19 protein-coding genes are annotated in these 20923 nt (G+C 71.3%); 6 read left to right on the plus strand and 13 right to left on the minus strand.

Annotated features, from left to right (window positions below; genetic code table 11):
* Positions 1-52 precede the first annotated feature (52 nt).
* Entirely contained in the window at positions 53-547 is a 495-nt protein-coding gene (locus tag ABT354_RS05320) for a DUF3180 domain-containing protein (RefSeq protein ID WP_351489334.1), read from the plus strand.
* A gap of 114 nt (positions 548-661) precedes the next feature.
* Here ABT354_RS05320 and folE read toward each other — a convergent pair whose 3' ends face one another.
* The 7 genes from folE to dacB form a co-directional block, all read right to left on the minus strand.
* Positions 662-1267, minus strand: a complete 606-nt coding sequence (folE, locus tag ABT354_RS05325) for a GTP cyclohydrolase I FolE (RefSeq protein ID WP_351489336.1) — start codon at positions 1265-1267, stop codon at positions 662-664.
* A 119-nt stretch (positions 1268-1386) separates the two neighbouring features.
* Positions 1387-3402 (minus strand): ATP-dependent zinc metalloprotease FtsH, encoded by a 2016-nt coding sequence (ftsH, locus tag ABT354_RS05330; protein ID WP_351489339.1) that lies wholly within the window; start codon positions 3400-3402, stop codon positions 1387-1389.
* A 228-nt stretch (positions 3403-3630) separates the two neighbouring features.
* Entirely contained in the window at positions 3631-4170 is a 540-nt protein-coding gene (hpt, locus tag ABT354_RS05335) for a hypoxanthine phosphoribosyltransferase (protein ID WP_351490137.1), read from the minus strand.
* A 146-nt stretch (positions 4171-4316) separates the two neighbouring features.
* A complete protein-coding gene (tilS, locus tag ABT354_RS05340) occupies positions 4317-5456 on the minus strand; it encodes a tRNA lysidine(34) synthetase TilS (protein ID WP_351489342.1) in 1140 nt (379 codons plus the stop codon).
* 297 nt (positions 5457-5753) lie between these two features.
* Complete coding sequence (locus ABT354_RS05345) at positions 5754-6887, minus strand: Rv3626c family coenzyme F420 biosynthesis-associated protein (protein WP_351489344.1); 1134 nt, start codon at positions 6885-6887, stop codon at positions 5754-5756.
* 71 nt (positions 6888-6958) lie between these two features.
* The gene (locus tag ABT354_RS05350; RefSeq protein ID WP_351489346.1) at positions 6959-7306 is read right to left on the minus strand and encodes a hypothetical protein; all 348 of its coding nucleotides are present in this window, start codon (positions 7304-7306) and stop codon (positions 6959-6961) included.
* A gap of 178 nt (positions 7307-7484) precedes the next feature.
* Positions 7485-8933 carry a D-alanyl-D-alanine carboxypeptidase/D-alanyl-D-alanine endopeptidase gene (dacB, locus tag ABT354_RS05355; protein ID WP_351489348.1) on the minus strand — a complete coding sequence of 483 codons (1449 nt, stop codon included), beginning with the start codon at positions 8931-8933 and terminating at the stop codon, positions 7485-7487.
* A 195-nt stretch (positions 8934-9128) separates the two neighbouring features.
* Between dacB and ABT354_RS05360 the strand changes: the two genes are divergently transcribed.
* A complete protein-coding gene (locus ABT354_RS05360) occupies positions 9129-9623 on the plus strand; it encodes an inorganic diphosphatase (protein WP_003953602.1) in 495 nt (164 codons plus the stop codon).
* Positions 9624-9786: 163 nt separating this feature from the next.
* Positions 9787-11838: a threonine/serine exporter family protein gene (locus ABT354_RS05365; RefSeq protein ID WP_351489352.1), complete on the plus strand. Its 2052-nt coding sequence runs from the start codon at positions 9787-9789 to the stop codon at positions 11836-11838.
* On the opposite strand, the gene ABT354_RS05370 is transcribed toward ABT354_RS05365, so the two are convergent.
* The gene (locus tag ABT354_RS05370) at positions 11758-12570 is read right to left on the minus strand and encodes a DedA family protein (RefSeq protein WP_351490140.1); all 813 of its coding nucleotides are present in this window, start codon (positions 12568-12570) and stop codon (positions 11758-11760) included. The two genes, ABT354_RS05365 and ABT354_RS05370, sit on opposite strands and share 81 nt — an antisense overlap.
* Positions 12571-12851: 281 nt before the next feature.
* Here ABT354_RS05370 and gad point away from each other — a divergent pair, with 281 nt between their 5' ends.
* Positions 12852-14276: a glutamate decarboxylase gene (gad, locus tag ABT354_RS05375; RefSeq protein WP_351489354.1), complete on the plus strand. Its 1425-nt coding sequence runs from the start codon at positions 12852-12854 to the stop codon at positions 14274-14276.
* Positions 14277-14329: 53 nt separating this feature from the next.
* Here gad and ABT354_RS05380 read toward each other — a convergent pair whose 3' ends face one another.
* The gene (locus ABT354_RS05380) at positions 14330-14971 is read right to left on the minus strand and encodes a PadR family transcriptional regulator (RefSeq protein WP_351489356.1); all 642 of its coding nucleotides are present in this window, start codon (positions 14969-14971) and stop codon (positions 14330-14332) included.
* A gap of 156 nt (positions 14972-15127) precedes the next feature.
* Here ABT354_RS05380 and ABT354_RS05385 point away from each other — a divergent pair, with 156 nt between their 5' ends.
* Positions 15128-15853 (plus strand): bleomycin resistance protein, encoded by a 726-nt coding sequence (locus ABT354_RS05385; RefSeq protein ID WP_351489359.1) that lies wholly within the window; start codon positions 15128-15130, stop codon positions 15851-15853.
* Positions 15854-15966: 113 nt separating this feature from the next.
* On the opposite strand, the gene ABT354_RS05390 is transcribed toward ABT354_RS05385, so the two are convergent.
* The 3 genes from ABT354_RS05390 to ABT354_RS05400 all read right to left on the minus strand — a co-directional run bounded on the left by ABT354_RS05390 (position 15967) and on the right by ABT354_RS05400 (position 19305).
* The gene (locus tag ABT354_RS05390) at positions 15967-16503 is read right to left on the minus strand and encodes a DinB family protein (RefSeq protein ID WP_351489362.1); all 537 of its coding nucleotides are present in this window, start codon (positions 16501-16503) and stop codon (positions 15967-15969) included.
* Between the two features lie 298 nt (positions 16504-16801).
* Positions 16802-18259 carry an aldehyde dehydrogenase family protein gene (locus ABT354_RS05395; RefSeq protein WP_351489364.1) on the minus strand — a complete coding sequence of 486 codons (1458 nt, stop codon included), beginning with the start codon at positions 18257-18259 and terminating at the stop codon, positions 16802-16804.
* A gap of 137 nt (positions 18260-18396) precedes the next feature.
* Positions 18397-19305: a Sco1979 family transcriptional regulator gene (locus tag ABT354_RS05400; protein ID WP_502983331.1), complete on the minus strand. Its 909-nt coding sequence runs from the start codon at positions 19303-19305 to the stop codon at positions 18397-18399.
* 313 nt (positions 19306-19618) lie between these two features.
* On the opposite strand from ABT354_RS05400, the gene ABT354_RS05405 reads away from it, so the two are divergent.
* Entirely contained in the window at positions 19619-20137 is a 519-nt protein-coding gene (locus ABT354_RS05405; RefSeq protein ID WP_351489369.1) for an ATP-binding protein, read from the plus strand.
* A gap of 311 nt (positions 20138-20448) precedes the next feature.
* Here the strand turns inward: ABT354_RS05405 and ABT354_RS05410 are convergent, their stop codons facing one another.
* The gene (locus tag ABT354_RS05410) at positions 20449-20691 is read right to left on the minus strand and encodes a DUF397 domain-containing protein (RefSeq protein WP_351490142.1); all 243 of its coding nucleotides are present in this window, start codon (positions 20689-20691) and stop codon (positions 20449-20451) included.
* Positions 20692-20923: the final 232 nt, after the last annotated feature.

A 20923-nucleotide genomic window follows, 5' to 3' on the forward strand; every position in this document is an offset into this window, starting at 1 on the left:
GCTCGGGACGGCGGCCGAAGGGCGGCAGGGTGACTGAAGGGCGGCTTGGTCGGTGAAGCAACTACGGCTCGGGGTACTGGCCGCTCTCTTCGCCGGAGCGGGGCTGCTCTCCTGGGCGGGCGCGCGGCTGTGGGAGTCCTACGACACCCTGCCGAGCGTTCCGCTGGCCGCCCCGATCGTGCTGGCGGCCATCGCCGCGGTCCTCACCGCCACCGCGCTCTCCCTGCGCTCCCGGCTGAAGGCCCAGCGGGAGCGCCGGCCCGGCGCCAAGGGCGTGGAGCCGCTGATGGCGGCCCGCGCGGTGGTCTTCGGCCAGGCGAGTGCCCTGGTGGCGGCGCTGGTGAGCGGGGCGTACGGCGGGGTCGGGGTGGTCCTGCTCGGCTCCCTGGATCTGCCCGCCCGCCGGGACCAGGCGATCTATGCCGGGTTCTCGGTGGTCACGGGGATCGCGGTGATCGCCGCCGCCTTCTTCCTGGAGCGGGTCTGCCGGCTGCCGGACGACCCGGACACCGCCCACCCGGGCAGCACCGGACCGGCCCGCGCCTGACCCCCGGCCCGGGTCCGCGTTCAGCGGACCCGATGGACCCAGCGGCCCGGCGGGCCGCTCTCCACGACCGGCCCGGCGGGCCCCGACGGGCACACCGGGCTCAGCGGTCCGGGCTCAGCGGGCCAGGATCAGGCTCATCGCCTCGGCGCGCGTGGTCGCGTCCCGGAGCTGTCCCCGGACGGCCGAGGTGGTGGTCTTCGCGCCCGGCTTGCGGATCCCGCGCACCGACATGCACATGTGCTCCGCCTCGATGACCACGATCGCGCCGCGCGCGTCCAGGATCCGCATGAGGGAATCGGCGATCTGAGTGGTCAGCCGCTCCTGCACCTGCGGACGGCGGGCGAACACCTCGACCAGCCGGGCCAGCTTCGACAGCCCGGTGATCTTCCCGGAGTCCGCCGGGATGTAGCCGACGTGCGCCACGCCGTGGAACGGCAGCAGATGGTGCTCGCACAGGCTCACGATCTCGATGTCCTTCACCAGGACCATCTCGTCATGGCCCAGGTCGAAGGTGGTGGTGAGGACGTCCTCGGGCTGCTGCCGCAGCCCCGCCAGCAGCTCACGGTAGGCCCGCGCCACCCGTGCCGGGGTCTCCCGCAGCCCTTCGCGGTCCGGGTCCTCCCCGACGGCTATCAGCAGCTCGCGAACGGCGTTCTCGGCACGCTTCTCGTCGAACTCACCGATCGTGCCGTCGCCGTCCAGCGTCACCGGGTCCGTCATCCTGTGCCTCGTTCCTGTTGCTCGGTCCACGGCGCACAATGCCGCGTCCCCCCAGGCTAGAACCTGGGGGGACGCGGCATTCATTCCGGGGCCGGTGGGGCGGGGCCCCACCGGGGGGATCAGCTCTCCGGAGGCTCCTCGGGGGCGGCCGTGGTGTCCTTGGTGAGGTCCGTGGTCGCCGACGCGTTCAGCGCGCCATTGGTCAGGGCCAGCTCCTTGGGCGAGAGCACCGGGGGACGGGTGGACGGGGTACGCCGGGAGGAGCCGGTCCACGCCGGACGGGCCGGGCGCTTCACGATCGGGGCGAAGATCTCGGCGATCTCCTCCTTGCCCAGGGTCTCCCGCTCCAGCAGCTGGAGAACGAGATTGTCCAGGACGTCGCGGTTCTCCACCAGGATCTCCCACGCCTCGTTGTGCGCGGTCTCAATCAGCTTCTTGACCTCTTCGTCCACCAGCGCCGCGACCTCTTCCGAGTAGTCGCGCTGGTGGGCCATCTCGCGGCCCAGGAACGGCTCGGTGTTGTCCCCGCCGAACTTGATCGCACCGAGGCGCTCGGTCATGCCGTACTGGGTGACCATGGCCCGAGCCGTGGTGGTGGCCTTCTCGATGTCATTGGCCGCGCCGGTGGTCGGGTCGTGGAAGACCAGCTCCTCCGCCGCGCGCCCGCCGAGCATGTAGGCCAGCTGGTCGAGCATCTCGTTGCGCGTGGTGGAGTACTTGTCCTCCTCGGGCAGGACCATGGTGTAGCCCAGGGCCCGGCCGCGCGAGAGGATCGTGATCTTGTGCACCGGGTCGGAGTTCGGCAGCGCCGCCGCGACCAGGGCGTGACCGCCCTCGTGGTACGCGGTGATCTTCTTTTCCTTGTCCGACATGATCCGGGTCCGCTTCTGCGGGCCCGCGACCACCCGGTCGATGGCCTCGTCCAGCGCCAGATTGTCGATCAGCTTCTTGTCGCTGCGGGCGGTGAGCAGCGCCGCCTCGTTCAGCACGTTCGACAGGTCGGCTCCGGTGAAACCGGGGGTCCGGCGGGCGACCGCGCCGAGGTCCACATCGGGGGCGACCGGCTTGCCCTTCTGGTGGACCTTGAGGATCTCCAGACGGCCCTGCATATCGGGGCGGTCGACGGCGATCTGACGGTCGAAGCGACCGGGGCGCAGCAGCGCCGGGTCCAGGATGTCGGGCCGGTTGGTGGCGGCGATCAGGATGACCCCGCCCTTGACATCAAAGCCGTCCATCTCGACCAGGAGCTGGTTGAGGGTCTGCTCGCGCTCGTCGTGACCGCCGCCGAGGCCCGCGCCGCGGTGCCGGCCGACGGCGTCGATCTCGTCCACGAAGACGATGGCCGGGGCGTTCGCCTTGGCCTGCTCGAAGAGGTCGCGCACCCGGGAGGCGCCGACACCGACGAACATCTCCACGAAGTCGGAGCCGGAGATCGAGTAGAAGGGCACGCCCGCCTCGCCCGCGACGGCGCGGGCCAGCAGGGTCTTGCCGGTGCCGGGCGGGCCGTACAGCAGCACACCCTTGGGGATCTTGGCGCCGACGGCCTGGAACTTCGCGGGCTCCTGGAGGAACTCCTTGATCTCCTGGAGCTCCTCGACGGCCTCATCGGAGCCGGCCACATCGGCGAAGGTGGTCTTGGGGGTGTCCTTGGTGATCAGCTTGGCCTTGGACTTCCCGAAGTTCATCACCCGGGAGCCGCCGCCCTGCATCTGATTCATCAGGAACAGGAAGACCAGCACGATCAGCACGAACGGCAGCAGCGAGAGCAGCACCGAGATGAAGGGGCTCTGCTTCGACGGCGAGACGGTGTACCCCTTGGGGATTTCACCGGCCTCGTACTTTTCCTGGAGCTTGGCGGCCAGGTCGGAACCCTGGGTGCCGATATAGCTCGCCTGGATCTTGTCGCTGCCCTTGACCTTGGTGCCGTCCTTGAGGTCGACCTTGACGATCTGATCGTCGCCGGTGGTCAGCTTGACCTGGTCGACCTGGTTCTTGTCGATCGCCTGGACGACCTGGCCGGTGTCCACTGTCTTGTAGCCGCCCGACGAGCCGACGACCTGCATCAACACGACCACGGCGAGGACGGCCAGCACGATCCACATGACCGGCCCACGGAAGTATCGCTTCACGTCCATCCATACGGAGCGAGAACGCCCCGTCCCTCCTGCCCGTAGGTAAATGCTGCTGTGAGAAAAGACTGTTCTTCGGACGGTACCCCAGCATCGCGGCGCTGACCGCACGCTGTGGCGGACAAACCTGCCCTCCGGGGGTCCAACGCGCCGGGTGGGTGGTTGGTTCCCGGGGGGCGGGCGGGGCCGCCCCCCGGGGACCAGGAGACGGACACAGCCGCCCCCGTGAGCCGGTCAGCCGCCGTACACGTGCGGGGCGAGCGTCCCGACGAAGGGCAGGTTGCGGTACTTCTCCGCGTAGTCCAGCCCATAGCCGACGACGAACTCGTTCGGGATGTCGAAACCGATCCACTTGACGTCGATCGCGACCTTGGCCGCCTCCGGCTTGCGCAGCAGCGTGCACACCTCCAGCGAGGCGGGCTCGCGCGACCCCAGGTTGGAGAGGAGCCAGGAGAGGGTCAGACCGGAGTCGATGATGTCCTCGACGATCAGGACGTGCTTGCCCTTGATGTCGGTGTCGAGGTCCTTGAGGATCCGTACGACACCGGAGGACTGGGTGCCCGCGCCGTACGACGACACCGCCATCCAGTCCATGGTGACGGGGGTGGAGACGGCACGGGCCAGGTCGGCCATGACCATCACCGCGCCCTTGAGGACACCGACGAGGAGCAGATCCTTGCCCGCGTACTCCGCGTCGATCTTCGCTGCCAGCTCGGCCAGCTTCGCGTCGATCTCTTCTTTGGTGATGAGCACCGACTGGAGGTCCGTGCCCATGTCCTTCTCGTTCACGCGGTCGCTTTCTCTCGCCGGGGTCCGGGGTCCGTCCCCGGACCGGCGCGGCCGGATTCCGGGGGGCCGGGCTCCGGAAGCCCTCGCCGGGGCTCCCGGGTGACCTCACCCCGGGCGGTACCGGGGCCTGGTCAGCCTTGCCGGATGACAAGTCTGCCACTCTGCCGCCGCGCCTCGACGCGCCCCGGCAGATTGATGGCTCCCTGGCCGCGCCACCCGGTGATCAGGCGGTCGACCTCCTCCACATGGCGGGCGAAGAGCGAACCGGCCGGTGAACCGGCCTCGATCACGGCCCGGCGCAGCACCCGGCGGCGCACGGCGGGCGGCAGCGCGTACAGCTTGGCGCACTCCAGCTGGCCGGTCTCGTCACGGACGGCGGCGTCCGCGTCGGCCGCCCAGGTGTCCAGGGCGTCGGCGTCGTCGCGGGAGAGCTGCGCCGTCCGGGCCAGCGCCTCGACGACGCCCTTGCCGAGCGCCTTCTCCAGGGCGGGCAGCCCCTCGTGGCGCAGCCGGGACCGGGTGTAGGCGGGATCGGTGTTGTGGGGGTCGTCCCAGACGGGGAGGGACTGGACCATGCACGCCTTGCGGGCGGTCTGCCGGTCGATCTGGAGGAAGGGACGGCGGTAGCGGCCCCGGGCGCCGGAGACGGCGGCCATGCCGGACAGGGAGCGGATGCCGGAGCCCCGGGCGAGTCCCAGCAGGACGGTTTCGGCTTGGTCGTCGCGGGTGTGGCCGAGGAGGACCGCGGCGGCGCCCAGGCGGTCGGCGACCTCGTCCAGGGCCGCGTAGCGGGCGTCCCGGGCGGCGGCCTCGGGGCCTCCGTCGCGGCCGACCCGTACCGAGACCGCCTCGACGGGGTCGAGCCCCATGGCGGTGAGGCGGGCGGCGACCTCGGTGGCGCGGAGGTCGGAGCCGTCCTGGAGACCGTGGTCGACGGTGATGCCGCCGGCCCGTACGGAGAGCTTGCGGGCCTCGAAGGCGAGGGCCGAGGCGAGCGCCATGGAGTCCGCGCCGCCGGAGCAGGCCACGAGCACCAGGGGGACGGGGGCGGTGGCGGCACGGGCGGCGGAACAGCCCGGGGCGGCGGAGTGCCGGAGCCGGGCCACCCGGTCGCCCCGGGCGGAGGGGTTCTGCGGGCCGTGGGGGGCGGGGAGGCTCCCCGCGGGCTGGGGGGTGTGCTCGGCGAGCCGGGGGGTGTGCTCGGTCAGCAGGTCGTGGAGTACGCGGCGGACCGCCAGGCGTATCGCCGCGACCGCAGGATGGGGACCCATGTCCGGTGCCCTTCGTGAAGAGGTGGGGGTACCTCGGGTGGAGGAGAGATCGGTACGGGGTGTCTCGGCATTCCGTGCCGGATTCCGGCGGCCGGGGCGACCACCGCTGCGGGGGCTGCCCCGGTCCGTCTCCGGCGGACCGACTCGGTCACTGAGAGTGCGACGATGGTGACAGAACCGAGCCGTTCTCCGAGCATCGCACGGCTGCCTAGGCCACCAGGGTCCCTCGGATGGGTGATGCTGCGCCCCCTCGGGGGCGTCCCCCGGCCCCCGGGGGGCGTGCGGCGGCGCCCGGTCTCACCCGTCCGCCCGCCGGTGCACCCGCGCGACCCAATCCGCCGGTTTCGAGATCTCCGCCTTGGTGGGGAGGGTGTTGGGGGAGGTCCATACGCGGTTGAAGCCGTCCATACCGACCTCGTCCACGACGGCGCGGACGAACCGCTCGCCGTCACGGTACTGGCGCAGCTTGGCGTCGAGCCCGAGCAGCTTGCGCAGCGCGAGGTCGAGCCGGCCCGCGCCCCTGGCCCGGCGCTGCTGGAACTTCTCCCGGATCTCGGCGACGGAGGGGACGACGTCGGGGCCCACCCCGTCCATCACATAGTCGGCGTGCCCCTCCAGCAGGGACATCACGGCGGTGAGCCGGCCGAGGATCTCCCGCTGCGCCGGGGTCTGCACCAGTTCCACCAGGGAGCGCCCGGAGTCGTCGCCCACCTCGCCCTCGGGCCGGGCCCCGGCCAGCGACTGGGCCGCCTCGCGGAGCCGTTCCAGGAAGGTCATCGGGTCGACGTCGGTCTCCCCGAGGAAGGACTGGATCTCGCCCTCCAGATGGTCGCGGAGCCAGGGCACCCCGGTGAACTGGGTGCGGTGGGTCTCCTCGTGGAGCGCGACCCAGAGCCGGAAGTCGTGCGGGTCGACCTCCAGCTCCCGTTCGACATGGACGATGTTGGGCGCGACCAGCAGCAGCCGTCCGCCGCCGTCGGGTCCGGCGGGCAGCTCACGGCTGGCGGGGGCGAAGGTCTCGTACTGTCCGAGCACCCGGGAGGCGAGGAACGACAGCAGCATCCCCAGCTCCACGCCGGTGACCTTGCCGCCGACGGCACCGAGGACGGCGCCGGTGGGCCCCCCGCCGCGACGTTCCTGCATACGGCCGAGGAGCGGGGTGAGCAGCTGCCGGAAACCGGCCACATTGGCCTTGATCCAGCCCGCCCGGTCCACGACGAGGACGGGGGTGTCCTCGGGCTCATGGCCCTCGGGGATCATCCGGGTGAACCCCCGGACGTGCTCCTCCGACGCCTTGGCGTGCCGCCGCAGCTCGGCGACGACCCGGCGCGCCTCGTCCTTGCTCACCTCCGGCCCCGGCCGGACGAAGCGGATCGCGGTCGCCACCGCGAGATTCCAGTCGACCATCTCGGCCCCACCGATGCTCGTCATGCGTCAACCGTACGTGCTGGGCCGGTGCGGTGGTGGTTCTCCTGGTTCCGGGAGGCCCTCGCGGAAGCTCCTCACCGGGGCGGTACGGCGCGGGGGCGCATCGCGCGCACGGTCCGGGTGACGGCGTACCCCAGCAGCCACGGCAGGACGGTGATCGCGCCGAGGTAGACCAGGAGATAGCCGGTGACGTCCTCCCCGTAGGTGTCGTGATCCCAGTTCCTGACGGGCAGCAGGACGATCCACGCCGAGACGGCGACCGGCGGCAGGGGCAGCAGCAGCGACCAGAGCCGGGGCCACATCCCCGGGCGGTGGGCGCACCACACCCCGAGCGCCGCCATGGCGACGGGGCCCAACGGCACCCACAGCAGGGCCGGGACGAGGAAGACCGCCGACCACTCGTCCGCGTATCCGAACATCATCGGCGCCCCCGGGTGTCTTGTGCCGGACCCTCACCCGCCCCGGCACGGGCCGGTACGGGCGCCGGGAACGACGCCCCGGGGTTGTCCGGTGGTTCCCGTACGCCCGGAGGGGGCAGGGGCGTCAGGGGGCCGGGCTGCGTCACGGCGCGCCTGTGCCAAGCAGGTAATGACGGGGCGGCTACGGCGCCAGTGCTCCGGCCAGGCGGTCCAGGGCGTCCTGGGAGGCGTCCCGTGAGGGGGTGCGTCCGGCGAGGAAGGCGAAGGCGAGCAGCCGCCCGTCGGGGCCGGTGACGGTGCCGGAGAGGGAGCCGACCCCGGTGAGGGTGCCGGTCTTGGCGCGGACCAGGCCGCTGCCCGGGTCGGTGCCGGAGTAGCGGCCGGCCAGGGTGCCGGTGAACCCCGCGACCGGCAGCCCGGTGAGCGCGGGCCGCAGTTCGGGGCGGCCGGGTTCGGCCGCGCGGGCGAGCAGGGTGGTGAGCAGCCGGGCGGTGACCCGGTCGCGCCGGTCGAGGCCGCTGCCGTCGGCGAAGCGCGCCCCGGTCAGCGGGAGTCCGAGCCCGGAGAGACGTTTCCGTACCGCGCGCTCGGCGCCCGCGAAGCTCGCGGGCTCGTTTCCGGCCACTGCGGTCTGCCGGGCGAGTGACTCGGCCACGTCGTTGTCGCTCTCCGTCAGCATCCGCTCCACCAGGGCGGCCAGCGGCGCGGAGTGGACGGCGGCGAGCGGGCGGGCGCCCCGGGTGGCCTTCCCGGGCGCCGGGGAGGCGGCGACCCGTACCCCCTCGTCCTGGAGCAGTGCGGCGAAGGCACGGGCGGCGTCCCCCGCAGGATCGTCACTGCGCTCGGCGTAGCCGGTGCTCCGGGGATCGGTCCGGGCGCCGTCGGCCATCAGGGCGGTGACGGGGGCGAGATTGCCGTTTCTGCCGATGGGGTGGATCGGGCCGCCCCGGTAGAGGGAGGTGTCGTACGCCAGCCGGACCGGCCGGTCCGGTGAGCCCGCGGGGGCGGTACGGGGCGCCGCGCCGTCCCCGGTCCCGGGGCCCCGGTCGGCGAGGGCGCGGGCGGTGCGCTCGGCGAGGGTGCGCAGGGCCGCCCGGGTGAGGGTGGCGTCCCCGCCGCCCACCAGGGTGAGCCGGTCCCCGGAGGCGACCACGGTGGTGGCGATGCGGTGCTCGGGCCCGAGCGCGTCCAGCGCCGCCACCGCGGTGGCGATCTTGATGGTGGAGGCGGGGGTCATGGGCCGGTCCGCCCCCTGCCCGTACAGCTGCCGCCCGGTGGCCGCGTCGATCACCGAGGCGGTACGGAGCGGTCCGAGGCCGGGGTCGCGCAGCAGGGGGCCCAGCTCCTCGCCGAGACCGCCCGCCTTGCCGTCGGCGGGCCGGTCGGAGGCGCGGCCTCCGAGGGGGCCGAGCACCCCGGGTGCGCTGGGCGCGGGGGCGGGCCGCCCGGGTCCGGCGGCGGCCGGTCGGAGCCCCGTACGTCTCTCGGACTCCAGTTCAGCCGCCTGGGCGCGTTCGGCGGTGCGACGGCCCGACTCCCAGGGTCCGGCGAGGGCGACGGCTCCGGCGGCGAGGGCCAGACCGGCCGCGGTGGCACCCGCCACGAGCTGCCATGTTCTGATGATCGGCATCTCGCACCAGCCCCTTTCGCGATCACACACCTGCGTGAGAGACACTTAATCACCAGAACTGCGTCTTGCCGTGTGCACGGCACCCCGGTCAGCACCCGGTCAGCGCCAGCGACCATACGGCTGGGGGTCCGGGGATCGCTCCCCGGAGAGGCACAGCCTTATCGGACGTATGTGTTGATCATGGAGGAGTCACCCGTGGAGTTCGACGTCACCATCGAGATCCCGAAGGGTTCGCGGAACAAGTACGAAGTGGACCACGAGACGGGTCGTATCCGCCTGGACCGTCGACTCTTCACCTCGACCAGCTACCCGGCGGACTACGGATTCGTCGAGAACACCCTGGGCGAGGACGGCGACCCGCTGGACGCGCTGGTCCTGCTGGACGAGCCCACCTTCCCGGGCTGCCTCATCAAGTGCCGCGCCATCGGCATGTTCCGGATGACCGACGAGGCGGGCGGCGACGACAAGCTGCTCTGCGTCCCGGCCTCCGACCCGCGGGTGGAGCACCTGCGCGACATCCACCACGTGTCGGAGTTCGACCGCCTGGAGATCCAGCACTTCTTCGAGGTCTACAAGGACCTGGAGCCGGGCAAGTCGGTCGAGGGCGCGGACTGGGTCGGCCGCGCCGAGGCCGAGGCCGAGATCGAGGCCTCCTTCAAGCGCCTGGAGGCGCAGGGCGGCGCCCACTGAGGCCGTCCACGGACACACACCGCGACGGGCGGGCACCTCGGGGAGGTGCCCGCCCGTCGTGTACGGGGCAGGAGATCCCGGAGTCGTACACCGCCGGGACCGCGCACATACTGGGCTGACACCGGCGACACGAGAGGGCGAGAGGGAGCGAGGTCAGCACGTGGTGGCGGAGCCGGACGTTCCGGAAGGTGGGGCCGCAGCGGGAACGGGCCCCGGCGACCGGGCCTCCGGGGGCGGGGAGCGCCCCCGGGACGGGGCACGCGGCGACCGGGCGGACCGGGGCGCGCGGAAGGGCACCGACGGTCCGGGACCGAAGCGGTCGAGCGGCGACCCGGGACCGGAACGGCCGAGCGGCGATCCGGAGCCGAAGCGGCCGGCCGACGGGCCGGGACCGGAACGGCCGGGAGCCCAGGAGACCCCGAGGCCGGGCACACCCCGCCCGGCGGGGGGCGAGCCCGAGGAAACCCGGGAGACCGGGAAGCCCCGGGAGACCACTGAGACCACCCGGGTCACCGATCTGCCCGTACCGCCCCGGCCCCCCGTCGTCCCCTCCCCCGACCCCACCGTCCACGGCAGGCCCCCCGAGGAGCGCAAGGCCGCCTCCGACGAGGCCCACAGCGCCTTCACCCCGCCCGTCGGCGTCGCGCTGCCCGACAGCCCCGACGAGGACCACACCACCTCGGAATTCGCCCTGCCCGACGGCGCGCTCCCGGAGCCCCCGCCCGAGCAGGAAGGTTCCGCCTTCGCCACCCCCAGCGTCTACAGCGCCCGGCACTCCCCGCCCGCGTACACCCCGTCGCACGGCCTGCCCAAGGTCCGGCTGACCAAGGACGCCCCCTGGCAGGACCGGATGCGGACCATGCTGCGGATGCCGGTGGGCGAACGCCCGGTCCCCGAGTCGGTGCAGAAGCTCGACGAGGCGGGGCCCGCGGTCCCCCGGGTGCTCGACCTGACCCTCCGTATCGGCGAGCTGCTGCTCGCGGGCGGCGAGGGCGCCGAGGACGTCGAGGCGGCGATGTTCGCCATCTCCCGTTCGTACGGACTGGACCGCTGCGAGCCCACCGTCACCTTCACCCTGCTGTCGATCACCTATCAGCCGTCCCTGGTGGACGACCCGGTGACGGCCAACCGGACCGTACGCCGCCGGGGGACCGACTACACCCGGCTGGCCGCGGTCTACCGGCTGGTCCACGACATCAGCTCGCCCGACACCGGGATCACCCTGGAGGACGCCTACCGCAGGCTCGCCGAGATACGGCGCAACCGGCACCCCTACCCCGGCTGGGGCCTCACCGTCGCGGGCGGACTGCTCGCCGGATCCGCCTCCGTACTCGTCGGCGGTGATCTCCTGGTCTTCCTCGCCGCCACGGTCGGCGCCATCCTCGGCGACCGTTTCGCCTGGCTCTGCGCGGGGCGCGGACTGCCGGAGTTCTACCAATTCGTCGCGGCGGCCATGCCCCCGGCGATGATGGGCGTGGCGCTGACCCTCTCCCCGCTGGACATCCGGGCCTCCGCCGTGATCACCGGTGGGCTCTTCGCCCTGATCCCCGGACGGGCCCTGGTCGCCGGGGTGCAGGACGGGCTCACCGGCTTCTACATCACCGCCGCCGCCCGGCTCCTGGAGGTCGGCTATCTGATCGTCGGCATCGTCATCGGTGTGCTCATCGTGCTCTCGCTGGGCCTCGCACTGGGCGCCGGACTCACCCCCGAGACCGCCCTGCTCCCGGTGGAACGCCCGGTGACCCAGCTGCTCGCGGCCATGGGTCTGTCGATGTGCTTCGCCGTCCTGCTCCAGCAGGAGCGGCACACCGTCTGGCTGGTGACGCTGAACGGCGGGGTGGGCTGGGTGATCTTCGGCGCCCTGGCGCACACCGCCGACGTGAACCCGGTCGCGGCGACGGCCGCGGCGGCCGGTCTCGTCGGCCTCTTCGGGCAGATGCTCGCCCGCTACCGCTTCGCCTCGGCACTCCCGTACGTCACCGCCGCCATCGGTCCGCTGCTCCCCGGCAGTGCGACCTACTTCGGTCTGCTGGCCATCGCCCAGGGTGATCTGAACACCGGTCTCGCCTCGCTCTCCAAGGCGTCGGCGGTGGCGCTGGCCATCGCGATCGGGGTGAACCTGGGGAGCGAGACCTCACGCCTGTTCATCCGGGTGCGCGGAACCGGCGCTTCCGCCGAGCCCCGCCGCGCCGCGAAGCGGACCCGCGGCTTCTGACCCGGGCCGGGCCGACTCCGGGGCTTCCGGTCCGGGCCGGGCCGGCTCCGGGGCCATGGGTCCAGGCCCAGGCCCAGGTCCGGCGGAGGCCGCCGGCGGCCCCGCCCTGCGGCGCGCCCGCGCGGCCCGCAGCAGCTCGACGGCGATCGGCAGCACCGACACCGCCACCACCAGCAGCAGGATCGCCTCGATATGCCGGTGGACGAGATCGATCGTGCCGAGGGCCGCGCCCAACAGGGTGACCCCCGCGCCCCAGAGCACCCCGCCGACGACATTGAAGACCACGAAGGAGCGGTACTCCATCCGGCTGACCCCGGCGATCACCGGGACAAAGGTCCGCACCACCGGGACGAAGCGGGCGAGGACCAGCGACTTGCGCCCGTACGCGGCGAAGAAGGCGTGCGCCCGCTCCACGTTCCCCCGGTGGAAGAGACGGGAGTCGGGACGGGTGAAGAGCGCCGGTCCCACCTTCCGGCCGAAGAGATAGCCCACCTGGTCCCCGGCGACGGCGGCGGCCACGATCAGCACGCACACGGCCCACAGCGGCAGGGTGTCCAGCGTGCCGGAGGCCACCAGCAGCCCGGTGGTGAACAGCAGCGAGTCCCCCGGCAGGAAGAAGCCGATGAGCAGTCCGGACTCGGCGAAGACGATGGCCAGGACGCCGATCAGACCGAAGGCGCCGATCAGCCGGTCCGGGTCGAGCCACTCCGGCCCGAGCACGAGATCCGTCACCGGCCCGAGAGCGAAGTCCGTCACCGGGCCGAGCGCGAGGGTGGTCACGGGGCCGGGCTCCTGACCTCGGAGAACACATCATATGAAAGAGCGCCACTCCCGTACGAAAGGGGCGCGCGCCCACGCTACCAACGACCCGGCCGCCGGACGCGGACGGCGGCTCCCGCGTTGCGGGCGGCACCCACCCGTACCAGCGTGGTGGTCGACCCGGCCCGGCCCCGCCCCGGGTGGACGGGCACCGGGCCCCACCCCGTACGGACACCGAAGGGCGGCGCGACCGGATGCCACTCCACCAGGGCACGGACCGGCGGTCGGGACCCTCCCGCGAGATGCGGCGGCTCTCGCTCAACCCCTTCTACGGGGAGGCCGACCCGGTCAGCGGGATGACCGAGGCACCGCCCACCCACCGGCTGCCCGACGGCCCGCTGCCGCCGCTGACCGCGTACCGGCTCGTCCACGACGAACTCATGCTGGACGGCAACTCCCGGCTCAATCTCGCCACCTTCGTCACCACCTGGATGGAGCCCCAGGCGGCGGTGCTGATGAACGAGTGCCGCGACAAGAACATGATCGACAAGGACGAGTATCCGCGCACCGCCGAGCTGGAGCGGCGCTGTGTGGCGATGCTCGCCGACCTCTGGCACGCCCCCGACCCGGCGGCGACGGTCGGCTGCTCCACCACCGGCTCCAGTGAGGCGTGCATGCTCGCCGGGATGGCCCTCAAGCGGCGCTGGGCCAAACGGAACGCGGACCGCTATCCGTCGACCGCCCGGCCCAACCTCGTCATGGGCGTCAATGTCCAGGTCTGCTGGGAGAAGTTCTGCGCCTTCTGGGAGGTCGAGGCGCGGCTGGTGCCGATGGAGGGCGAGCGGTTCCACCTCGACGCCGAGGCCGCCGCCGAGCTGTGCGACGAGAACACCATCGGTGTGGTCGCCGTGCTCGGCTCGACCTTCGACGGTTCGTACGAGCCGGTCGCCGGGATCTGCGCGGCCCTGGACGCCCTCCAGGAGCGGACGGGGCTCGATGTGCCGGTCCATGTCGACGGGGCGTCGGGCGCGATGGTCGCCCCCTTCCTCGACGAGGAGCTGGTGTGGGACTTCCGGCTGCCCCGGGTCTCCTCGATCAACACCTCGGGGCACAAGTACGGCCTGGTCTACCCGGGGGTCGGCTGGGCACTGTGGCGCTCGGCCGCCGAACTCCCCGAGGAGCTGGTCTTCCGGGTCAACTACCTCGGCGGGGACATGCCGACCTTCGCCCTCAACTTCTCCCGGCCCGGCGCCCAGGTCGCGGCGCAGTACTACTGCTTCCTGCGCCTGGGCAGGGACGGCTACCGGGCGGTCCAGCAGGCGTCCCGGGACGTCGCGTGCGGGCTCGCGGAGCGCTTCGCGGAGATCCCGGAGTTCCGGCTGCTCACCCGGGGCGACCAGTTGCCCGTCTTCGCGGTGACCACCGCACCGGAGGTCACCGCCTTCGATGTCTTCGACGTCTCCCGTCGGCTGCGTGAGTACGGATGGCTGGTTCCCGCCTATACGTTCCCCAGAAACCGGGAGGATCTGTCCGTCCTGCGGGTGGTCTGCCGCAATGGGTTCTCCGCCGACCTCGCCGCCGTACTGACGGAGGATCTGGACCGGCTCCTGCCGGAGCTGCGGAAACAGCCGTACCCACTGAGCCCGGACACGGCGAAGGCCACCGCCTTCCACCACTGAGCCCGGCGCGCCCACCGCTGAGCCCACCGGGGCCGGTGGGTCCGGTGGGTCCGTCAGGCGGTGTCGCCGGGGTGGCGCTCCCCCGTCGCGTACGGGTTCTCGTCACCCTCCCCGAGGACGGTGACCGGCAGCTCGCCCTCCCCGGCGAACACATAGGCGCCGCCCTCGATCCGCCGGATCAGCCCGAGCGTCCACTCGACACCGAAGTCGGCCGAGGAGACCCAGAAGTCCATGATCTCGCCGATATGGCCCAGCGACCCCGGCCCCTCCTCCGGGGTGTAGTAGTCGGTCACCGCCGTTCGCCACTCCCGCATCGCCGCCACCCGCTCCCGCAGCAGCGCGACCGCCTCGGCACGGGGCAGATGGACGATGAAGCCGATCCCCGCCGAGAGCACGTCCAGCTTCTGGTCATGGGCGGTCAGCGCCTCCCGGAGCAGCCGGAGGAACTCCTCGCCGCCCGCCTCGGTCAGCTCGTACTCGGTCCTCGGCGGGCCGCCGGCCGGGGAGGGGGCGGTCTCATGGGCGTGCAGCAGTGCCTGTTTCGCCAGCTGCTTCAGGGCGTGGTAGATCGAGCCGGGCTTGGCGTTGGACCACTCGTGCGCGCCCCAGAACTCCAGGTCGTTACGGATCTGGTAGCCATGGGCCCGGCCGTGCTGACGCACGGCGCCGAGCACCAGCAGACGGATCGCTGACATCGGCCGGTTCTCTCCTCGTCGCTCTTGGGTGCTCGGGTTCTCACCGTTCCCGGCTCTGCGTATCCTCCCGTCCTCCCCGCCGGCGCGCTCGGACGGCCCCCATGAAGGCACTATTCAACTTTGACCTATGTAGCCAATTTTGACTAGCCTGCGAGGATGACCGAGAAGACCATCCCGCTCCTCCCCTGCCGCACGCAGCTGCTCCCGTCGGTGGTCGACTTCTATACCGCCCTCGGCTTCGAGACGACCTTCTTTCAGAAGAGCCCCTATCCCTACGCCGTGGTCGAACACGGCACCATCGAACTCCAGTTCTTCGGGATGAAGGAGTACGACCCCGCCGAGTCGTACTCCGGCTGCTACATCCTCACGGAGGCCGTGGACGCGCTCTACGAGACCTTCCGCGCGGGGCTCAAGGAGATGTACGGAAAGGTCCCGGTCCGGGGGCTGCCCCGGATCGGACCGCTCAAGGACATGTCGTACGGGGTACGGCAGTTCCTGATGACGGACCCCACCGGCAACAGCATCCGGGTGGGTCAGACGATCAGCGAGGACCCGAGTCATCGCCCGGTACCGAAGGGGACGTACGAACGCGCCCTGCATCTGGCCGACCTCTTCGTGGACTCCAAGCAGGATCTGCCCGGGGCAGCGAAGATCATCGACCGGGCGCTGACCGGGACCGGCACGGAGGAACCGACTCCGGCGCAACTGCTGAGGCTGCTGGTGCTGCGCGGAGACATCGCGGTACGGGTCGGTGAGACCGGGCGGGGCGCCGAGTGGCTGGAGCGGGCGGCGGGCATCAACCCGGCCGGGCTGCCGGAGGAGCAGCGCACGGAGGTACGGGACACCCTGGCGCGGCTGGCGGAGCTGCGCGAGGAGGCCTGACACGTCCGGAGGCCGCCGGGGCCGGGGGCTCCCGGACCGGGGCCCCGGCCCCCCGGACCGCCCAGCCGGCCGGCCCGCCCAGCCCGGCCGGACCGCTCAGCCGGCCGGACGGCTCAGCCCCGCTCCAGGGCCACCAGCTCGAAGGCGCCCTTCCCGTCCAGGGACTCCCGGACGATGTCGGCATGACCCGCATGCCGGGCGAACTCCTCGACCAGATGGAGCATCAGCCAGCGCATCGACACCCGGCCGTCCTTCGGGAACCACGGCGCGGGCGGCAGCGGAAAGGTGTCGTCCAGGCTGGGCACGGCACGGATGAACTCCTCGGTCTCCCGGGCCACCCCGTCCCAGAACTCCAGCACCTGGGGGATCGACTCATCCTCGGCGAGCCGGAACCCGTTCGCCCAGTCGTCCTGGCTCCGCTGCCGCTCGTTCGGCCGCTGCTGGGCCATCCGCAGCCAGGTCAGCTCGACCTCCGCCACATGCTTGAGCAGCCCGGACAGGGACAGTTCGCTGGCGCTGGGGCGGCTCGCCGCCTGCTCCTCGGTGAGCCCCAGGACGGACCGCCGCAGGGCGCCCCGCTGCGCCTCCGCGAAGGCGATGAGGGCGCCGCGCTCGTCGCCGTGGGCCTCCGCCGGTACATGCGTGACCATGGTGTCCACCCTTCGTGTGCGCCGCGCGAACGCCTTGGTGTACGCCGCGCGAACGGCTCTCCCGGGGCGGGGCCGCAGGCCTCCGCTCCGTCCGACATCGCTCACCCTACGAGCCATCGCGGACAGAAACGGTCCGCGATGACCCGGTGATGGCCGCGTCCCGGAAACAGCACCGCCGATCCCCCGGGGTACGGGGAATCGGCGGTCGCGCCGGGGGCGCGGGGCTGTCGCGGCCGGGCCAGGGACAGCGTCCAAGCCCGGGTCCGGGTCCGGGTCCAAGCCCAGGTCCGGAGGGCGATCAGAAGGGGAACCGGGACCGGCCGTGCTGGACCGAGATCCACTTCTGGGTGGTGAACGCCTCGATCATCGACTCGCCGTTGAGCCGGCCGCTGCCCGAGTGCTTCTCCCCGCCGAAGGGCACGATCGGCTCGTCGTGCACGGTGGAGTCATTGATGTGGATCATGCCTGTGTGGATCCGCTTGGCGATCCGCACCCCGCGCTCGATATCGGCCGTGTGCACGGCGCCGCTCAGCCCGTACGGGGTGTCATTGGCGATCCTGACCGCCTCGTCCTCCCCGTCGAAGGGCACGATCAGCGCCACCGGGCCGAAGATCTCCTGCCCGAGGACGGGGGAGTCGGTGGCGATACCGGTGAGCACGGAGGGCTCCACCAGATTGCCGTCGGACCCGCCCCGCAGCAGCGCGGTGGCGCCCGCCGCGAGGGTCTGCTCGACCAGCGCGGTCACCGCGTCCGCCTGCCGGGAGTTGATCAGCGGCCCGATATGGGTCGACGGATCGGCCGGGTCGCCCACCTTGAGGGTGCGCACCTTGGCGACGAACTTCTCGGTGAACTCCTCCTCCACCCGCCGGTCCACCAGCACACGGTTGGCCGCCATACAGACCTGGCCCTGGTGCACGAAACGGCTGAAGACGGCGGCGTCCACGGCGTAGTCGATATCGGCGTCCTCCAGCACGATCAGCGCGCTGTTGCCGCCGAGTTCCAGGATCGCGCGCTTGAAATTGGCCGCGCAGACCATGGCGACATGCTGGCCGACCTTGTCGGAGCCGGTGAAGGAGATGGCCTTCGGCACCGGGTGCTCGATGAGCGCGTCACCGATCTCGGCGATATCGGTGATGACGACATTGAGCAGCCCCGGCGGCAGACCGGCGTCCTCGAATACCTTGCCGACCAGGGAGCCGCCGCAGATCGGGGTGTTCTGGTGGGGCTTGAGAACGACACCGTTGCCGAGCGCCAGCGAGGGCGCGACGGACTTGATGGAGAGCAGGAAGGGGAAGTTGAACGGGCTGATGACGCCCACCACCCCGACCGGGAGCCGGTAGACCCGGTTCTCCTTGCCGTCGACCGGGGAGGGAAGAATCCGCCCCTCGGGCCGCAGCGCCAGCTGAATCGCCTCGCGCAGGAATTCCTTGGCGAGATGCAGCTCGAAACCGGCCTTGATGTGGGTGCCACCCAGCTCGGCGATGATCGCCTCGGTGATCTCCTGCTCGCGCTCCTCGATGATGCGCAGCGCGTTCTCGAAGACGGCGCGGCGGGCATAGGGGCTGGTCTCGCCCCAGGCGACCTGGGCCCGCTCGGCGGCGCGGTAGGCCTGGTCCACTTCGGCGGCCGTGGCGACGGTTATGGAAGCCAGCTTCTCCCCGTCGTACGGATTGAAATCGATGATGTCCCAGGAGCCGCTCCCGGGCCTCCACTCGCCGTCGATGTACTGGTAGGCCAGTTCGCTGAACAAGGACATATGATCCGATTCCCTTACCCGTCGGAAACTCGTCAGGGCCTCCCGGACCCCGCGGAACGCCAGAAGGCCAGAACGTCAGCCAGAACGCCGGAACCTCACACAGCTCGGGTCTGATGCGACGTCACTATACGTCTGTGCTAGGTAAGTTGGAGTAGACCACGCAGAACATCACGACTTTCCTCCGTGTCCGGACTGTCCTCCCCTAGTCGCGTCATCGCCTTCTCGTACTGGGCGACGTCTTCGCGCTTGTCCAGATACAGCGCACTGGTGAGCTGTTCGAGATAGACGATGTCGGACAGGTCGGACTCCGGGAAGCGCAGCATCGCGAAAGAACCGCTCTCGCCCGCATGCCCGCCAAAGCTGAAGGGCATGACCTGGAGCGTGACATTCGGCTGTTCGGAGATCTCGATCAGATGCCGCAACTGCCCCTGCATCACGGCGCGGTCGCCATAGGGGCGGCGCAGCGCGGCCTCGTCCAGGATGGCGTGGAGGCGCGGGGCCCGCTCGGAGACGAGGAGCTTCTGCCGTTCGAGCCGGAGGGCGACCCGGCGGTCGATCTCCGCCTGGGGAGCGTTGGGCATGCCCCGGGCGACCACCGCATGGGCATAGGACTCGGTCTGGAGCAGACCGTGTACGAACTGCACCTCGTAGAGGCGGATATGGGAGGCCGCCGCCTCCAGCCCCACATATGTCTGAAACCAGCCGGGGAGGACATCGCTGTAGCTGTGCCACCACCCGGCGACATTGGCCTCCTTGGCCAGGCCGAGCAGGGCGCCGCGCTCCGCTTCGTCCGCGACTCCGTAGAGCGTGAGCAGATCCTCCACGTCGCGCGCCTTGAAGCTCACCCGGCCCAACTCCATACGGCTGATCTTTGACTCCGATGCGCGGATCGAGTAGCCGGCGGCCTCACGGGTGATGCCGCGCGATTCGCGCAGTCTCCGCAGCTGCGAGCCCAACAGGATGCGCCGCACCACGGAACCCCCACCCGGACCTTCGGCCCATGAATCGGCTGCGGTCACGACTCCAACCCTCCCCATCCTCGTCATGCGTCTCGTTCGGTTCCTCTACAGACCCTCTACAGACTGAGGCACCCCCCGGACCTCAAGTGCGGGATTCTGCCACCAAAACACTTCGGGGCGTACTCGGGCAGTTACGGAAATGGGAAGACCTTGGGGAAGCCATGGAAGAGATCGGGGAAAGATATCACCCACAACTGTGATGGAGGTGGACATGGCGGGCACGTGCACGTGCATCTGCCCTTGCATCTGCCTGACGCATTCGGAACCATGGTCCTCGCCGCATCTGCGTGCTCGTCCGTGTTGTTGCACCACAGCCGCGATTCCCCCGGGAGTGCCTCGCATGGGAACGAATGGATCGACCATGCTCGCGCCGTTACGGCAGGGCCTTCCCCCCATCGATCCCGCACAGGTCTCCAGCTCCGCGTCCTGCTCGCTGCCCGCCCGCTATGAAGCGGTGCGCGGCGCACGGCAGTTCACCCGGACCACCCTGGGGGAGTGGAGTCTGGGGGACCGTTTCGACGACATCGCGCTGGTGGTCTCCGAACTCGTCACCAACGCACTGCGGCACGCCCTGCCCGCCGATCCCCCGCGTGAACCGCAGGATCCCCCGGTACGGCTGCATCTGATGCGCTGGCCGGGACGGCTGGTGTGCGCGGTACGCGACCCGAGCCCGGATTCACCGGGTGGTACGGGGACGGGGCCGGGGGCCTTCCCGGATCCCCAGGGGACCGCGGAGTCGGGCCGGGGGCTCTTCCTGGTGGACTCGTTCAGCGACAGCTGGGGCTGGCATCCGCTGGCCGGCGCGCTGCACGGCAAGGTGGTCTGGGCGTTGTTCCGGCTGGGGCAGCCGGGGCACTAGGGACGACCGGGCGGCCCAGGCGGCCCTGGACGACCTACCTCATACCTACGGGAACGGCGAAGCGGCACCGGCACGGTGCCGCACCATGAGCCGGGAGTGGCGGGCCCGGCTATCGGGGGGCGGGCCCGCCACTCCCCTTCCGTACCGGCGGTGGGCGGTGCGGACTTCGGGGTGACACGAGCACGCGCCGGGCCCGGCGATCAGAGCCGGTGCGTTCCGGGCCGGTTCGTCCCGGGCCTGTGGTTCCGAGCCTGTGGTTCCGGGCCGACGTTCACGGCCGGTGTTCCGGGCGGGTGTTCAGGATCCGGCGATCAGGGTCCCGCGATCAAATGGTCGAACTCGCCGTCCTTGACGCCCAGCAGCATCGCCTCGATCTCCGCGGGCGTATAGACGAGCGCGGGCCCTTCCGGATGCCGCGAGTTGCGCATGGCGACATTTCCTCCGGGCAGTCTGGCGAACTCGACGCAGGATCCCTGCGAGTTGCTGTGCCTGCTCTTCTGCCAGACGACCCCCCGCAGCTCGGTGGCCGCCATGCCGTTGTACGCGTGGTGCACAGGACGCTCCCGGGCTACAAGATGCATTCGTCAACTGTCCCGGATCATAGCTCTGTTTCACGTGCGAATGCGCGAGCGTTGGCACGGGCATATGCACGTGCACGCGCGGTATTGCCGTGGTTACAGGTCCGGCCCGTTACAGGTCCGGACACAATCCGGTTCGATGGCGTATCGGCTCTCAGAAGGGCCGTGGACACCGGCCGCCGCCCATGGCGCGGTCCGCGCCATCCGG

Source organism: Streptomyces sp. NPDC000594 (assembly GCF_040299965.1).
Classification (GTDB): domain Bacteria; phylum Actinomycetota; class Actinomycetes; order Streptomycetales; family Streptomycetaceae; genus Streptomyces.

Bases quoted from the DNA above. Each gene is read 5' to 3' on its own strand.
- folE (WP_351489336.1), bottom strand. From the start codon at position 1,267: ATGACGGACCCGGTGACGCTGGACGGCGACGGCACGATCGGTGAGTTC.
- ftsH (WP_351489339.1), bottom strand. From the start codon at position 3,402: ATGGACGTGAAGCGATACTTCCGTGGGCCGGTCATGTGGATCGTGCTG.
- hpt (WP_351490137.1), bottom strand. From the start codon at position 4,170: ATGGGCACGGACCTCCAGTCGGTGCTCATCACCAAAGAAGAGATCGAC.
- tilS (WP_351489342.1), bottom strand. From the start codon at position 5,456: ATGGGTCCCCATCCTGCGGTCGCGGCGATACGCCTGGCGGTCCGCCGC.
- ABT354_RS05345 (WP_351489344.1), bottom strand. From the start codon at position 6,887: ATGACGAGCATCGGTGGGGCCGAGATGGTCGACTGGAATCTCGCGGTG.
- ABT354_RS05350 (WP_351489346.1), bottom strand. From the start codon at position 7,306: ATGATGTTCGGATACGCGGACGAGTGGTCGGCGGTCTTCCTCGTCCCG.
- dacB (WP_351489348.1), bottom strand. From the start codon at position 8,933: ATGCCGATCATCAGAACATGGCAGCTCGTGGCGGGTGCCACCGCGGCC.
- gad (WP_351489354.1), top strand. From the start codon at position 12,852: ATGCCACTCCACCAGGGCACGGACCGGCGGTCGGGACCCTCCCGCGAG.
- ABT354_RS05380 (WP_351489356.1), bottom strand. From the start codon at position 14,971: ATGTCAGCGATCCGTCTGCTGGTGCTCGGCGCCGTGCGTCAGCACGGC.
- ABT354_RS05385 (WP_351489359.1), top strand. From the start codon at position 15,128: ATGACCGAGAAGACCATCCCGCTCCTCCCCTGCCGCACGCAGCTGCTC.
- ABT354_RS05390 (WP_351489362.1), bottom strand. From the start codon at position 16,503: ATGGTCACGCATGTACCGGCGGAGGCCCACGGCGACGAGCGCGGCGCC.
- ABT354_RS05395 (WP_351489364.1), bottom strand. From the start codon at position 18,259: ATGTCCTTGTTCAGCGAACTGGCCTACCAGTACATCGACGGCGAGTGG.
- ABT354_RS05400 (WP_502983331.1), bottom strand. From the start codon at position 19,305: ATGACGAGGATGGGGAGGGTTGGAGTCGTGACCGCAGCCGATTCATGG.
- ABT354_RS05405 (WP_351489369.1), top strand. From the start codon at position 19,619: ATGGGAACGAATGGATCGACCATGCTCGCGCCGTTACGGCAGGGCCTT.